The sequence below is a fragment of the Corallococcus sp. M7 genome (genome assembly GCF_054512695.1).
Map to the genome: position 1 here is coordinate 1,840,076 of NZ_CM137252.1, position 15,235 is coordinate 1,855,310.

General features: G+C 69.9%; 8 protein-coding genes. 1 reads left to right on the forward strand and 7 read right to left on the reverse strand.

Features of this window, described 5'->3' with window-relative positions; translation table 11 throughout:
• Positions 1 to 3: 3 nt before the first annotated feature.
• The 6 genes from ACX114_RS07720 to ACX114_RS07745 form a co-directional block, all read right to left on the reverse strand.
• Positions 4 to 2,799 carry a carboxypeptidase regulatory-like domain-containing protein gene (locus ACX114_RS07720; RefSeq protein ID WP_459296203.1) on the reverse strand — a complete coding sequence of 932 codons (2,796 nt, stop codon included), beginning with the start codon at positions 2,797 to 2,799 and terminating at the stop codon, positions 4 to 6.
• A gap of 204 nt (positions 2,800 to 3,003) precedes the next feature.
• Positions 3,004 to 6,243, reverse strand: a complete 3,240-nt coding sequence (locus ACX114_RS07725; RefSeq protein WP_459296205.1) for a carboxypeptidase regulatory-like domain-containing protein — start codon at positions 6,241 to 6,243, stop codon at positions 3,004 to 3,006.
• 49 nt (positions 6,244 to 6,292) lie between these two features.
• Complete coding sequence (locus tag ACX114_RS07730; protein ID WP_459296207.1) at positions 6,293 to 8,581, reverse strand: carboxypeptidase regulatory-like domain-containing protein; 2,289 nt, start codon at positions 8,579 to 8,581, stop codon at positions 6,293 to 6,295.
• A gap of 460 nt (positions 8,582 to 9,041) precedes the next feature.
• On the reverse strand, positions 9,042 to 11,750 hold the full coding sequence (locus tag ACX114_RS07735) for a carboxypeptidase regulatory-like domain-containing protein (protein ID WP_459296209.1): 2,709 nt from the start codon (positions 11,748 to 11,750) through the stop codon (positions 9,042 to 9,044).
• 24 nt (positions 11,751 to 11,774) lie between these two features.
• Entirely contained in the window at positions 11,775 to 12,161 is a 387-nt protein-coding gene (locus ACX114_RS07740; protein ID WP_459296211.1) for a hypothetical protein, read from the reverse strand.
• Positions 12,158 to 12,985: a TIGR02587 family membrane protein gene (locus ACX114_RS07745; RefSeq protein WP_459296213.1), complete on the reverse strand. Its 828-nt coding sequence runs from the start codon at positions 12,983 to 12,985 to the stop codon at positions 12,158 to 12,160. Before ACX114_RS07745 ends, ACX114_RS07740 begins: the two co-directional genes overlap by 4 nt.
• A gap of 163 nt (positions 12,986 to 13,148) precedes the next feature.
• On the opposite strand from ACX114_RS07745, the gene purU reads away from it, so the two are divergent.
• A complete protein-coding gene (gene purU / locus ACX114_RS07750; RefSeq protein WP_459296214.1) occupies positions 13,149 to 14,012 on the forward strand; it encodes a formyltetrahydrofolate deformylase in 864 nt (287 codons plus the stop codon).
• Between the two features lies 1 nt (position 14,013).
• Here the strand turns inward: purU and ACX114_RS07755 are convergent, their stop codons facing one another.
• Complete coding sequence (locus tag ACX114_RS07755; RefSeq protein ID WP_459296216.1) at positions 14,014 to 15,201, reverse strand: DUF7305 domain-containing protein; 1,188 nt, start codon at positions 15,199 to 15,201, stop codon at positions 14,014 to 14,016.
• Positions 15,202 to 15,235: the final 34 nt, after the last annotated feature.

Below are 15,235 nucleotides of genomic sequence, written 5' to 3' on the forward strand. Positions count from 1 at the left end.
GCTTCACGGTGGGCTTGCCTCCACCGTGAAGGTCACCTCGCCCCGGGGGGGGATCAGCACCTTCCGGGGCGTGAAGCGGGGCCCTTCGTATGGATCGGCCGCGCGTGCATCCAGCAGGTACTCGCCGGGTTCGACGCCTCGGAGGACGAGGGTGCCCCCGGAGGCAGCGCCCTGATAGCGGGTCATGTGAACAGCGACGCCCACATCCTTCAGCGAGATGAGCGCGGGCAGGGGCGTACCGTTCGTGTCCCGGGCCAGGAGCCGCACCGTCGCGGCGCGGTCCAGGGCCACGGTGAGCGTGTCCATGCGGGCCGTCACCTCCTGCTCGAAGGGACGTGTGTTCCGGCTCCGGAGCGACAGGGTGAAGGGCGGAGGCGGCAGTTGCGACAGGGTGTAGACGCCGTCGCGAAAGGAGACGTCGCGGGGACGCGCCATCGCGCGGGCGATGTCGGAGTCTCCTGGCCGGGTGATGCCCACCCGGAAATACTCCAACTGGGAGAGGGCCTCACCCGTCTCCGCGTCGTGGACCGCGAGCCGCAGCGTCCAGCCGGGGTCGAGCGTCAGCACGCCCAGGTCCAGGTCCACGCCCTCCTTCAGCGTCACGGGGCGCTCCAGCGGCGTGAAGCCGGGGGCCTCCACGGTCAGGACCTCCGGGCCCGTATCGGAGAACGGAAACTCGAAGGCGCCGTCTGGCGACGCGTCGAACTTTTCGAGGGACGCAAGGCCCTTCACCGTGAACGAGGTGACGGCCTTGCCTCCCGGTTCCACGACGCGGCCCCGGATGCGTCCGTCGCGCTCCAGCACGAGTTGGAGGGGCGCTTCGCTGGAGTCCACCCACAGGTTGCCGTGCTCCGTATCGGGCTCGCCGCCCTGGGAGCGCGCGGGGCGGAAGGTGTAGCCCGGCAGCTGGGCCCACAGCGCGTAGCGAGGCGCCACGAGCCCGCGCAGGGTGAAGCGTCCGTCCGGGCCCGTGAGGAGGCCGGAAGGCCCATTGTCGTAGATGTATTGCCAATCGGCTGAAGCGCTCTCGGAGACGTCCGCGGTGATGACGACCTTCGCGAGCGGCTGGCCCTTCCCATCCACCGCGATGCCGGAGCGCTCGCGGCCTGCTTCCATGCGCAGGGACACGTCCTTGTGTTCGCGCGCCTGGAAGGTGATGGGCTGGGACACCGATGCGTTCATCAGGTCTCCCCGGACGACGGCGTCCAGGAGGTATGAGCCCGGGGCAATGCCTTGCAGGTGGAAGCGGCCCTGGTCGTCCGTCAGGGCCTGACGCGGCTCTTCGTAGGGCGCGTCCTCCTGCGCCTCCGTTCCCAACGTCACGGTGGCTCCCCGCAGCGGCAGCCCTTGGGGATCGGTGACGGTGCCAGACACGGAGGCACCCCGGTCCAGCACCACGACGACGTCCCGCGAGGGGATGCGCACCGCGATGGATTGACGCTGGAAGGACGGCTCCTCCACCGACAGCTTTCCTGTCCCCGCGCGCTTCACGTCCAGGATGAAGTGCCCGGTGGCGTCCGAGCGCCGGGCGCCGTCAGCGTCGATGTCGTCTCCGCCGAAGAAGTTGCCCGACAGCGACAGGAGGATGCCCTCGACTGGAGCGCCCGACGTGTCGACGACGCGGCCCTCCACGCTCTGCGCGCGCTTGAGGGTGAAGTCCAGGGGCGCCATGCCCTGCTGGAGCTTCTGGGCATGCTGCTCCACGTCCAGGTGATGGGGCGCGAGGATCCGGAAGGTATGCGGCCCGGGACGCGTGGGTCCCAACTGATAGCGGCCCCCTGCGTCCGTCACGGTGGTCGCCTCGGCGGCGAGGGGGCCGCCGTCCTCGCGGTAGGTCTCCACGCGCGCGTTCGGGATGGGGTGGCCCGCGTCGTCTCGCACCGTGCCCGTGACGAACACGCCGGGTTGGAGCCGCACCTCCAGGTCCTTCTGGGGCGGTGTCACGTTCAGCGTGGCGAACGCGCCTCCGGACTCCGCGGTGAGCTGGTGGAGGACCGCGGGCGCGGTGAAGCGGAAGCGTCCTTCGCCATCGGTCGTGGTGCGTTGGGTGGACGCCGTAGCGGTGTCGCCTTCCAGGTGCACCAGGATGCCCGGCACCGGCGCGCCCTCCGCGGAGAGGACCTGGCCCGTCAGGGCGAGCGCGGGCGCGAGCACCACGGGGTCCATGGCGGTGAGGGATTCGAGCTTCGGCTGGAACCACGGGGAGCGGCCCTCCGCGGTGACGAAGGCGGCGTAGTCACCCTGGGGCAGGGGGCCCGCGATGAAGCGGCCCTCTGCGTCGCTGACCGCGTCGAAGAAGCGCGTGTGCCAGCGGGAGACGAGCGTCACCCGCGCGTCGGGGATGGGCGTCTTCCGGTCCGTGTCCGTGACGGTTCCCTCGAAGAGGTTGCCCTGCTCCAGCGTCAGCGTCACGTCGTTCGAGCCCACCGCCACGCCTCCCTGTGACACCGCGCCCGTGTCGCCCAGGGCCCAGAGCGTGACGAGGCCCTCGGGCAGTCCCTCCAGCACGAAGTGGCCCTCCGCGTCCGTGGCCGCCTCCGCGAACACGAGGGCTTCGCCGTCACGGGTCTCCACGGACTCCCACTGCATGCGCTCGGCGTCGAAGCTGCACGCGTCGCTCTTGAAGGCTGGCGCCCGCGCGTCGTCCTGGCCCGTGGGGGAGGGACAGGGCCGCTCCGACAGCGTGACCCCGGACTCCACGCGGGAGGCGGACACGCGCACGCCCGCGGCCGGGCCGGAGGTTCCCAGCACGCGGCCCGTGATGCGCGCGGTGCCCGCGGGTCGCGGTGCCGTGGTCACCCGTGTCGCCCGGGCCGCTGGCTTCAATGCGGACGACGCCGTGTGCGCGGGCGTGTCCTTCACGGACGACGGCGATTCGGTGTCCCACAGGAGGAAGGCGAGGAGCGCGATGACCGCCAGCGCGCCTCCACCCAGCCAAGGCTTCCATCCCCCAGGTCTGCCATTCCCCATGTGCCGCAGGATAGCGGGACCCTGCGTCGTGCGTCAGCGCGCGAGAGGCATCCACACCGGCTTCACGTCGCGGGACAGCGTGCCTTCGGCGGGCACATCCAGCTCTTCGCGATGGATGCGGTCCTTGTCCCGGTTGCCCGCGATGACGGTGTAGTGGCCCGCGGGAACGCGGCGGAACGTGACGGACGTGCCGGTCCATTCCTCGCCGGGGTGCTGCTGGAGGCTCAGGTGTTCGAAGGCCCTGGCGCTGTCGGGCGCGGGCGCCTGGCCGGACAGCAGGAACGCGGTGTCGACGTCCTCCGGCAGCCGCAGCGTGACGGTGGCGCCGGTGCCCAGGGCGTCGAAGGTGAGGGTGACGTCGCCGCTGGGAGGAATCCGCACGGTGCGGGGCGGGAAGACGGTGTCGCGCGCCCCGTTCTCCATCCAGGCATTCACCGTGTAGAGCCCGGGAGGAATGGCCCGGAGGGTGAATGCTCCGGTGCTGGGATGGCGCTGAAGCGTCAGGCCATCCGAGCGCGTGAAGGTGAGTTGGGCGTCAACGGGTTGGCCCCGAGCGTCGCGGACGTGGCCCTTCACGCGGGCACCGGAATCGAGTGAGAGCGTGATGCTGTCCTCCGCTTCGCCCACCGTCACCCGCGTCGGCAGATGGAGCTGGGTGTCCACCTCGAGCGTGAACGCGGTGGTGGGCAGGTGCTCCAGCAGCAGCGAGCCATCCTTTCGTGGCACCGCTCCGGTGGCGGGCAGGTAGGGCGGTCCGTCCGCGACGCCTTCTCCATGGATCCGATAGCCGGTGGCGATGGTCGCCCACTGCCCGGAGTCACCGCGCACGCGTCCGTTGAAGGGCTCGCCCGTCGCGGCGTCGCGCAGGAGCACCCGCACCGTCCTGCCCTGCGTCAGCGTGAGCGTGCCCAGGTCCAGGTCGTTCTCTCCGTCCGGCGTGACGGTGCGATCCACCGTCGCGAAGCCCCTGGCGCGCACCACGAACCGCTGCGGGCCGGTGGCTTCGTACAGGGGCTGGTCGAAGCGGCCGTCCGGCTTCGTGTACCGGGTGCCGTTCACCTCGAACCCCTCCAGCGTCGCGCCGGCTTCCGCCACGACCTGGCCCCGCACGTGTGGAATGCGCCGCAGCACCAGCCGGACCTGCTCCGTGTCGCCTCGCACCACCACGGTCTTGTCCTCGCCCGGCGTGGTGCCCTGGGACAGGGAGGCGTCGATGACATGCCCCGGATGTCGCGTGCTGAGCACGTAGCGGACCGCGCTCAGCGAGCGCAGGGTGAAGCGGCCTTCGGCATCCGTGCGGACGCCATCGGGGGGCACGCCCATGTTGGAGGGCCCGCCACGGTAGCGGGGCCGATCCGCGTCCAGGAGCTCCGCGCGGACGGCGACACCGGACAGGGGAAGTCCCTGGGGGCTCACGACGACGCCTCGCAAGGTCCGGCCTTCTTCCAACCGCAGCGTGGCGGACGCCGCCGCTCCCGCCTGGACCTCCAGCGGTTGGGAGGCCTGCACGTCCACGGCCCGTTCCTTGACCGTCGCCTCCGCCACGTAGGCTCCGGGGGCCACGCCCTGGAGCGTGACGTGTCCGTGCGCGTTGGTGACCCCGCCATGGTCGGACTCGCCACGCGCGTCTCGCTTCCACAGCTTCACCTGGGCGTTGCGGACCGGCGCGCCCAATGCGCTCACGACGGTGACGGAGACGCTGACGCCCCGGCGCAGCACCAGCCGCGTGTCCCGTGACGGAAGCTCCACGGCGAAGCGCTGAGGAACGAAGGCCGCGTCGTCGACGTCCAGCCACACGGTGCCCGCCTCCGCCGCGTCCAGGACGAATCGTCCGGCTTCGTCCGTTCGAGCGTGGTCCAGGACGACGTCCTGGTCGGGATCCGACTCCGGCTCGGGATGGAGCCGGACCTCGCGGCCCGCGAGCGGTTGGCCTGCCTCATCCTCTACGACGCCCTCCACGGAGACGGCGCGCGGCAGCGTGAAGTCGAGCGTCTCCTGGACGTCGCCAAGCTCCTGGTGCTCGGGCTCCACGTCGACGTGGTGCGCGGCGCGGACCGCCACGAAATGAGGCAGCCGGAAGAGCGGGCCCAGCCGGTAGTGGCCGCGTGCATCCGTGACGGTCTGCCCACGCGGGGATGGTGCGTTCGCATCGTTGAGATCCGCCATGACCCGAGCGCCGGGAATCGGGCGTCCGCTCTCATCGCTGACGGTGCCCTGGAGGACCATGCCGGGCCCGAGCGTGAGGACGATGTCCTCGCGGGGCGCTGTCCTGAGATGGGCCAGCCCGTCATGCGCCGCCGTCTCCGCGAAGAGCTGGCCGGGAACGTCCTCGAAGGAGGGAAAGGAGAAGCGTCCCTGCGCATCCGTGAGGGCGGTGCGCGACTCGGGCGCGGCGCCAGGTGTGTACAGCCGGATGGTGACGCCGGGCGCGGGGGCTCCCTTCTCCGTCACCACCGTGCCCGCGTACCTCGCGGGGCGGTCGAGGATGAAGGTGTCCTCCTCCAGCGGATCCGCGTTCATGCGCAGGTTGGGGCCGCGGCCAGTGGCCGTGACGAGGATGCCGTAGTCGGCCGGAGGCACGGGCCCGATGCGGTAGTGCCCGTTCGCGCCGCTGGTCGCGGGGAAGAAGCGCGTGTGCTCGTGGGAGAAGACGGTGACGCGGGCACCCGCGATGGGCTCGGTTCCTGTCGGCCCGTCCAGGACGACGCCTTCGAAGAAGGAACCCTCTTCGAGCACGAGCACCACGCCCTGCTGGCCTGTCGTCACGTCCGGGCGCATCGCCACGTTCTGGCCGCTGAAGGCCTGGAGCGTGACCGTTCCGTTGGGGAGTCCATCCAGGACGAAGGTGCCGTCCTGCGCGCTGGTGGTCTCCGCGACGGTGGGGGCTTCTCCTTCGCGCTGGTCGACCTGATCCACCAGCTCATCGAAGGCTTCGTTCCAGCACTGCATCAGCCGGAGTGGAGGTGTGTTGTCGGAAGGAGGGCACGAGCGCTCCGACAGCGTGACCTCTGGCTCCACGCGGGACGCGGACACGCGCACGCCCGCGACGGGACCTTGCGCATCGCGCACCACGCCCGTGATGCGCGCGCTTCCATGAGATGGGGTGGAGGAGGGGCTTGCGCTGAAGCCGGTGGGGAACCCGGAGCCGGTGGCCGACTCGCGGGCCTCGGGCCCCGGAGCACGTCCGCGTTCATGCAGGATGAAGAAGCCCAGGAGCAGCAGGCCGGCAAGCACCACGACCGTGAATCCGGCGACCCGATTCCCCCTGCGCATGCGCTGCATCTCCTGAAGTGCGTGGGCGCAGGATATCCGCTTGCCTGATTCAGCGGTTCGGCGCGGGCATCCGCACGGTTACGGTTTCCTGCCGCGCATCCAGGACCACGTCGCTGTCGATCTCGCCCGGCTTCAAGCTGACGGTCATGACGATGGGCTCGAAGGGAAGTCCCTCCACATCCGCGCCCCCCTCCGTGTCGAGGTTTCCATAGAACGAACTGCGCTTTCTCAAGGTGCGCGGACGGGAGTCATTGTCACTCACGCCAATGTAGACACGTGCACCCACCAGGGGAGCATGCGTCGCCGCGTCCAGGATGATGAAGCGAGTCTTCCGGCTGCGATGCATCACCAGTGTTCCCAGGTCGATGTCCCTGCCGAGACTCACGACGAAGTCCCGCTTGAGCTCGATGAAGCCCTTGGCCCTGACTGTGATCTCTCCAGGGCCATAATTCGGGATGGAGACCTCGAAGGCGCCGTCAGGCGCAGTCGCCCCCACCCGGTGGGGCCATTCCCAGACCTCGCTGGGCAGGGGAATTCCCTCTTCGTTCACGACCTGGCCGCGCACGCGGGGGCGTTCCTGCAAGACCAGTTGAACGTCTTCCGCTCCCGCCATGACCACCAGCGCGGCCGGCTCGGATGTCCCGCCCCGGGAGCGAGAGGGCACGAAGGCATGGCTCTCCTTCCATGCGACGAGTTGGTAGGCCGGGCCCACCAGGTGATTGAGGACGAAGTGACCCCCGTGTCCGGAGAGAACACCTTGCTCGCGATCGGCATCACAGCTCAGGGAAGGGGTCGGCCATGCTGGATCCTCCTCCTGAACGAGGCAGGCCTGGATCCGGACACCGGCCAACGGCTGTCCGTCGGTGTCGACCGTCAGCCCCTTCACCGTGCGACCTTCCTCAAAGCGAAGCACCACGGTGGCCTGCGAGTGCGCTTCGAGATCGAGGGGCTGTGACACGGATTGCTCGATGCCAGGGGTTCGGAGCCGGGCCTCCACGACGTGGTGACCTGCCTTCAGCCCCGTCACGGAGAAGCGGCCTTCACCGTCCACTCTGAGGCGGCGGGGGTCTCCGCGCACAGGTGGGGTGTCCCAGAGCAGGACCTCCACGTGGGACAGGGGCGCCCCCTTCGCATCCACGACCTTGCCGGACAGGGATGCTCCTCGGCTGAGGACCACGCGAACTCCCGTCGACGGGAACTCCACAGGCTGCTCCACGGAGGCGAAGTCCTCGGATTCGGCGAGAAGGTAACCCGAGCCCCTGGCCGTGGTGTCCAGGATGAAGTGTCCGGCGTCGTCCGACCGGGCCTCCGTGTCTTCGAAGTCACGGGCCACGATGTCGTCAGGGAGGTTGGCGAGGATCAACCGGATGCCCGGAAGAGGCGTGCCTTGGGTGTCGACAACCCAGCCTTCGACCGAGCCCGTTCGCTGGAGGGCGAAGTTCCACGGTCCCCGATGCGGCGCGCGAAGGTCGACTTCTTCGGACCTGTCGCTGTATCGAGCGAGCCGCAATCTCAAGGACATGTGCGCATGGCGCAGCGGCCCCAGACGGTAGTGCCCTGCTGCATCAGAGCGGGTCTCCAGGGAGGATTGGACCTCCTCCGGCAGGTTTCCTCCCTGGAGGATCACACCCTCCAGGGGATGACCCCGCTCATCGCTCACCGTGCCCTCCATGAACGTCATGGGCTCCATCCGGATCACGGTCTTTGCCGGAGGTCTCACCGGGGCATCGCCGAAGGCGGTCTCATCCCGGGTCCAGGCCCAGACGGTGGACGGATTTCCGGTGACGTCCTCGAAAAGGAACCGGCCCTGCGCATCGCTTTGTGTGGATTGGGAGTCGTCCGTAAGGCCCGCGGAAAAGATGTGGACGGTGACACCGTTCGCGGGCCGTCCCTCCGGGGTGAGCACCAGGCCCTCAAGCTGGACCTGCTTCTGCACCACCAGGGTCACGTCCTCGTTGGTGTCGAGCCAGACCGGGGCGTGGAAGGCCGTCGTCCGCCACCCCTTCGCGCTCACGACCCTCAGGTACTGGCCTGTGGGCAGGGGGCCGATACGGAATCGACCCTGGGGATTCGTGAGCGCGTCGAAGAAGCGGGACTGTGACACAAGGACCGCTGTCACCCGCGCCCCGGCAATGGGAACCCGCGTGTCTTCGTCCACCACCGTACCGGAGAGGAAGATGCCCTCCTCCAGCGTCAGTGCCACGTCTGTGCTGCCCGCTGGCACCTCCGGCTGCATCGCCGTGCCCAGGTCGCCCAGGGCCCAGAGGGTGAAGACGCCGGCGGGCAGTCCCTCCAGGATGAAGGTGCCATCGTCCGCCGTCACCGTCTGCGCGAACACGGGAGCTTCGCCCTCGCGAGCCTCCACGAGCCGCGCGAGTTCGAAACCCCGTTCATGAAAGCAGCACTTCGTCAGCCACGTCTTCCCGGCACAGGAATGCTCACGGGACGGAGGCTCCGAAGGGCAGGCGCGTTGCGACAGGGACTCCGCGTCCACGCGCGAAGCTGACACGCGCACGCCCGCGACGGGACCTTGCGCATCGCGCACCACGCCCGTGATGCGCGCGCTTCCATGAGATGGGATGGAGGAGGGGCCCGCGCTGAAGCCAGTGGGGAACCCGGAGACGGTGGCCGACTCGCGGGCCTCGGGCCCCGGAGCACGTCCGCGTTCGCGCAGGATGAAGAAGCCCAAGAGCAGCAGGCCGGCAATCACCACGACCGTGAATCCGGCGACCCGGTTCCCCCTGCGCATGCGCTGCATCTCCTGAAGTGCGTGGGCGCAGGATAGCGGTTCGGCTGCGTCAGCGTTTCGGTTCGGGGAGCAGCACCGTGACGGCCTCCTGGACCGCATCCAGGGACACCGTTCGTTCTTCCTGCTCCGGCGCCCCCTCCACCCTGACGAAGAAGGTGGTGGCCTGGAAGAGCAGCCCCTCCAGCTCCACGCTCCCCTCCGCGTCGAGGGGAGCGAGATGGAAGAGAAGATCCGAGATGCTGACGAACGACTCATTCCACTCCGGAGTGATCCTGACGCGGATGCCAGCCAGCGGCGCGCGTGTCGCTTCATTCAAGACAATGAAGCGCACCGTGCGGCTCCGGGTCATCCGCAGCGTGCCCAGGTCGATATCCCCTTCAGGCTTCACGACGAACTTCCGCTTGAGATTGAAGAAGCCCTTCGCCCTCACCGTGAGCGTCCTGGAGCCATCTTCTGGCAGCGGGAGATTGAACGTCCCGTCCGGCACCGGCACCCAGTCACCCTGTTCCCGGACCTCGCAGGACAGCGGAGCCCCGTCATCGCTCACGACCTGCCCTCGCAGGCGGGGCCTTTGCTCCAGAACCAACCGGACGTCTCCCTGTCCCGGCGTGACCCGCAGGGCGGCGGTGTCAGGCGTTCCTCCCCGCGAACGCGACGGCGCGAAGGCATGACCCTCCTTCCAGGCGATGAGCTGGTAGGCCGGGGCTGTCAGGTGCTTGAAGACGAAGCGGCCATCCGGTCCGGAGAGGACGCCGCTCTCTCCCGTGACGGTGCAGTCGGGGGCCTGGGCCTGCCACGCGGGGATGTCTTCCAGTGGGAGGCAGGCCTGGACGCGCACGCCGGGCATCGGCCGTCCATCGCCGCCAACCGTCATCCCCTGCAGCGTGCGTCCCTCCTCGAAGCGCACGGCCACGGTGGCCTTCATCCGCTCCTCCAGGTCCACGGGCTGCGACACGGTGTGCTCGATGCCGGGTGTGCGCAGCCGGGCCTCCAGGACGTAGTGCCCTGCCTCCAGCCCTTCCAGGACGAAGGCGCCCTGTGCGTCCACGGGGGTGTCGTAGGGGTCTCCACTCAGTGGCTCGGTGCTCCAGAGCCGCACGTCCACGTTGGACAGGGGACGCCCGGCCGCATCCATGACCGTTCCGGAGATGGATGCGCCGCGGCTCATCACCACCCGGACCCCGGTCGATGGGACCTCCACGGGAAGCCGCTCGACGCGGAACCCCCGGGCCACGACGATGAGCTCGCTGGGACCTGGGTTCGAGCTGTCCACGGTGAAGTGGCCTGTCGCGTCCGACTCGGCGGCCGGCTCCATGAGGTCGCCCAGGTCCCGGACGCGTCCCGGGGTGTCGCGGGGCATGTCGAGCTTCAGCTGAGCCCCCGCCAGCGGCAGGCCTTGCGGGTCGACCACCTGGCCTTCGAGCAGCATGGCCCGCATGAGCGTGAAGTCCCACGGGCCCGGGTGGTCCGCGCCCAGGCGGATCCTCTCTCTCCAGTCGAGGTAGTGCTCCCGCTGCAACCGGAGGTCGACCAGGCGATCCATCAGGGGCCCCAGCCGATAGCGGCCTGCCTCATCCGTCAGCGCCTCTGGCTCCGGCTGATCACCCAACTGGTGGCCCTTCGCGCGCAGGCGCACGCCCGCGAGCGGCCTGTGCTGCCCGTCCCTCACGGTCCCTTCCATGAACCCGAAGCGCATCATCCGGAGGACCACCTTCCCGGGAGGTACTCCCGAGGCCTGTGCATAGGCGGTGTCCTCCGGGGTCCGGGTCCAGAGACTGTGCGGGATGGCGGGGACCTCCTCGAAGACGAACCGGCCCTGGTCATCGCTCCGGGTGGTGGTGGCGGTGGTGGCTCCCTCCTCGTCGGAGGGCTCCAGGTGGACATCCAGGCCGCTCGCGGGAAGGCCCTCGGGCGTCAGCACCACGCCTTCGAGGCGGTGCTGCCGTTGAAGCACCAGCGTCACGTCCACGTCCGCATCGAGCCAGATGTCCTCGCGGAAGGCCTTCGCCCCGCACCCCTGCGCGCTCGCGACCCGCAGGTAGCGGCCCGGGGGCAGGGGGCCGACGCGGAAGCGTCCCCGGGCGTCCGCGAGCGCATCGAAGAAGCGGAACCCGGCGTCGTGGATCAGGGTCACCCGCGCGCCGGGAAGGGGGGCCCGCGTGAGCGCCTCGACCACGGTGCCGGAGAAGAAGACGCCGTCCTCCAGCGTCAGCATCACGTCGTCCGTGCCGGCCGGGATGTCCGGCTGCACGGCCGCGCCCGTGTCACCCAGCGCCCAGAGGGTGACCGCGCCGGTGGGCAGGCCCTCGAGCACGAACGTCCCGTCGTCCGCCGTCACCGTCTGGGCGAGCACGGGCGCTTCACCCTCGCGTGCATCCACCAGGCGCGCGTATTCGGACGCCATCTCCTGGAAGCAGCAGTCCCCCTGTCGCATCCGCTGTGGGGAGTGGTCATGGCCTGGGGCCGCCCGCGGACACGGGCGCTCCGACAGCGTGTCCGCATCCACGCGAGACGCGGACACCTGCACGCCCGCGACGGGACCGCGCGCATCGCGCACGACGCCGGTGATGCGCAGCGAGCCTTGCGCGGGCATGGCCAGCGGTTGAGTGAAGCGCGTTCCCGAGTGGCCAGGACGTGCGTCGCGGATGCGTCCGTTCGAGGCAGGGGCGGGACCTGCTGGCTCCCGGAGGGACACCACGGCCACGCCCAACCCGAGGATGAGCACGGCGGCCCACCACCACGTCTTCCCAGCGCGCATGCGCCGCCAGGATACCAGCGGGCGTCAGGGCGTGGCGAAGCCCACCGCGTGCGCCTCCACGCCTTCCGGGGCCGGCTCCTGCCGGAACGCCACCCAGGCCTCGCGCTGGGAGTGGCGCGGCACGTACGCCAGCACGAACTCCACTTCTTCCTTGGGCTCGCGGCCGCCTCGCAGCGCCACGCGCACGTGGACCTCCTCCGCCGCCGTGTCGCCATGGTTCGTCACCATGACGGGCACCCGCCACTCCTTCGCGTTCGCGGCGGCCACCGGCGTGCCCACCTTCACCGTCAGGTCCGGCGGGCCGCTGCCCGTCGTCCAGGCGTCCACCGCCAGGTAGCCCATGACCAGCGCCACGAGCACGCAGCTCGACACGAAGACGACGCCCTCCAGCCAGTTCCATTTCGTCTTCATGATTGGATGAGCAATCTCCCCGCGGAAGCGCCGAGCGTCGACGCCAGTCCCAGCACCACCACCTGTGCCACGCTGACGCTCAGGCCATTGCCGGTGAACCGGCCGAAGAACCACAGCACCAGCGCGCTCGACAGCAGCGCGATGGCGTACGTGACGAACGTGCCCGCGAGCACGTCCCGGCGCATCCGGCGGCGCGTGAAGCGGTGCGCGCGGGTGAAGTCGCTCTGGAAGAGGACGAGCCCGCCGAGCAGCAGCGACAGCACCGAGATCCCCAGCAGGCACCAGGGCTGCGTCTCCACGGCGATCATCACGATCTCCTCCGTGGGCGCCACGTTGGCCGCGAACAGCACCGCGCCGCAGAACGAGATGACCAGTTGGCCGGGGACGTGGTCCGCGGACTCCAGCCGCTTCTTGTCCTCTTCTTCGTTCTCCTCGCGGTGCTGGCCGCCCAGCTGCGCGGTGCCCACGGACACGCCGATGGCCACCGTGCCGGCCTCCACCACCACCATGCCCACCGCCTCCTGCAGCGACGTGCCCCGGCCGATGCGGCCGATGAGCACGAGCACGGCCGTGGAGACGAGCAGCCCCAGCCCCAGCTCCTCCAGCGAGTCCGTGAAGACTTCGAACCAGTCCACGTCCCGGCGGAAGCCGCCGTAGCGGTTGTACCCGAGCAGCAGCACGTAGGTGGCCACCAGGTAGCCCAGCACGCTGCCCGGATGGGACGTGAAGCCCGCCCACCACACCTCCATCGTGTAGAGCAGCGGCAGGCTGAAGAGCAGGCCCCCCGCGATGCCCCGGCCGTATTCGCGCAGGGAGTCCGGCACCGGTCGGCGTTTGGGGGACGCGTTGGCTGAAGGACTGTCGGCCATCTCAGGCCAGAGTCTAGGTTCGCTTCCTGGAGAGGGAAGTGTCCCGCGCATGGCACCGGACACTCCGCCGCGTCCGGGGACGAGCCTTCAACCCGCGGGGCTATAATCGCCGCCGTCCATGACCGAGCGTCCCGCCCAATACATCCTCACGCTGTCGTGCCCGGATCAGCGCGGCATCGTCCACGCCGTCTCCGGCTGGCTCGCGGAGCACGGCTGCAACATCCTCGACAGCGCCCAGTACGGCGACCCGCAGACGCGGCTGTTCTTCATGCGCGTGCACTTCGCGGATGAAGAGGGGAAGGCGCAGCCCCCGGCGCTGCGCGAGGCCTTCGGGGCGCTCGCGGGGCGCTTCTCCATGGAGTGGCATCTGCACGACGCGTCGGAGAAGCCTCGCGTGTTGCTGATGGTCTCGAAGATTGGCCACTGCCTGAACGACCTGCTGTATCGCTACCGCAGCGGCATCCTGCCGGTGGAAATCCCCGCCATCGTGTCCAACCACCGGGACTTCTACCAACTGGCCGCGTCCCACGACATTCCGTTCCACCACCTGCCGGTGACGCCGGAGAACAAGGACCGGCAGGAGGCGCGCCTGCTGGAGCTGGTGCGCGAGCAGCGCGTGGACCTGGTGGTGCTCGCCCGGTACATGCAGATCCTCTCCGCGGGGACGTGCGATTCGCTGCGCGGGCGGCTCATCAACATCCACCACTCGTTCCTGCCCAGCTTCAAGGGCGCACGGCCGTACCAGCAGGCCTACGACCGGGGCGTGAAGCTGATTGGCGCGACGGCCCACTTCGTCACGGGCGACCTGGACGAGGGACCCATCATCGAGCAGGACGTGGAGCGCGTGGACCACACGCTGTCGCCGGAGGCGCTGACGGCCATCGGGCGCGACGTGGAGAGCGTGGTGCTGGGCCGCGCGGTGACGTGGTTCGTGCAGCACCGCATCCTGCTCAACGGCCACAAGACCGTCGTGTTCCGCTGAGCTATCCGGCGGGGCACGCGGCGCCCGCGCCGAGCACGTCCGCGTCGTGATGCACCTGCACCGCGCCGGACGCCTCCAGGTGGCGTACGAAGAGCGAGCCAAAAACTTCCGCGTTGCCGCTCAGGTTGAGCTGGGCCTGGGGCGCGTAGAGGTTGCCGGCGAGCGTGCTGCCCGCGGAGATGTCCAAAGCCTGCGAGCCCGCCACGTAGACGCGCACCCGCGAGGGCAGGGCGGCGGAGCCCAGCGTGAGGTTGCCGGACACGATGAAGCCCCCCGAGAGGAAGAGGTCCAGCTCACCGGGAGGCTGCACGTCCACGGTGAGCGCCTCCACCAGGTCCACGCCGCCGGGGATGAACAGCGCGGTGCGGCCCCGGATGCGCAGCGTGGCGTGGCCCGGCCCCGCGATGCGCGTGAGCAGGAAGCGGCCACAAGGCAGCTCCAGCACGCGCTCACCGGTGACATCCGTCAGCGTCGCCGGATCCAGGCCGATGGCCGCGTTGTCGTTGTCCACGGTGTGATGCGCGATGAGCGCGGCCGGGTCGAAGCGGGAACCCTCGTCGCAGTCGCAGGGGATGACCGGGGGCACGGGCTCACGGCGCAGCTCCGACGCCTGGGCCGGGCCCGGGGAGAACTCCGGAGGCACGGTGAGCACGCCGCCCACGGTGAGCGCGGCGAGCCCCACGTCCCCGTTCACCCGAGCGTCACCGGCCACGGTGGCGGAGGTGCCAGGGCCGGAGAGGGGGCCGTTGCTGTCCAGGCCGCCGCCCACCGTGAGAGGGCTGCTGAGCTGGACGCCGCCAACCTGGAGCAGGCCGCCCACCGAGACGCGGTCGTTCGCGGACAGGACTCCATTCACGCCCACGTCGCCGCCCGTGCCGCCGGGAGCGTAGGGCCCCGCGGAGCTTCGGAACGCATCCACGGTGAAGGGGGCGCTGAGGGACAGTCCCTCGCAGGAACACGCCGCGCGGCGGAACAGCGTCTGCGCCAACTGGCCACTGCACACCTGTGGTCCCGAGGCTGGGTTCCCCAGCAGGAGTGGAGGTCCACTGTCCGCGCAGTGCGCCGCCCATTCATCCGGAACGCCGGTCCCCGCGTCGGGCGATCGCAGCGTGGCCACCGGATCATCCACCGTGCACGCGGCACCCAGCAGCGCGCTCCAGGCCACGAACCCTGCGATGCGGAGCCTCATGGGCCTGTGCCCTTTGCGTGCCCGCCACGTAGGG

Coding starts and splice junctions, on each gene's coding strand:
- ACX114_RS07735 (WP_459296209.1), bottom strand. CDS start 11,750: ATGCGCGCTGGGAAGACGTGGTGGTGGGCCGCCGTGCTCATCCTCGGG.
- ACX114_RS07740 (WP_459296211.1), bottom strand. CDS start 12,161: ATGAAGACGAAATGGAACTGGCTGGAGGGCGTCGTCTTCGTGTCGAGC.
- ACX114_RS07725 (WP_459296205.1), bottom strand. CDS start 6,243: ATGCGCAGGGGGAATCGGGTCGCCGGATTCACGGTCGTGGTGCTTGCC.
- purU (WP_459296214.1), top strand. CDS start 13,149: ATGACCGAGCGTCCCGCCCAATACATCCTCACGCTGTCGTGCCCGGAT.
- ACX114_RS07755 (WP_459296216.1), bottom strand. CDS start 15,201: ATGAGGCTCCGCATCGCAGGGTTCGTGGCCTGGAGCGCGCTGCTGGGT.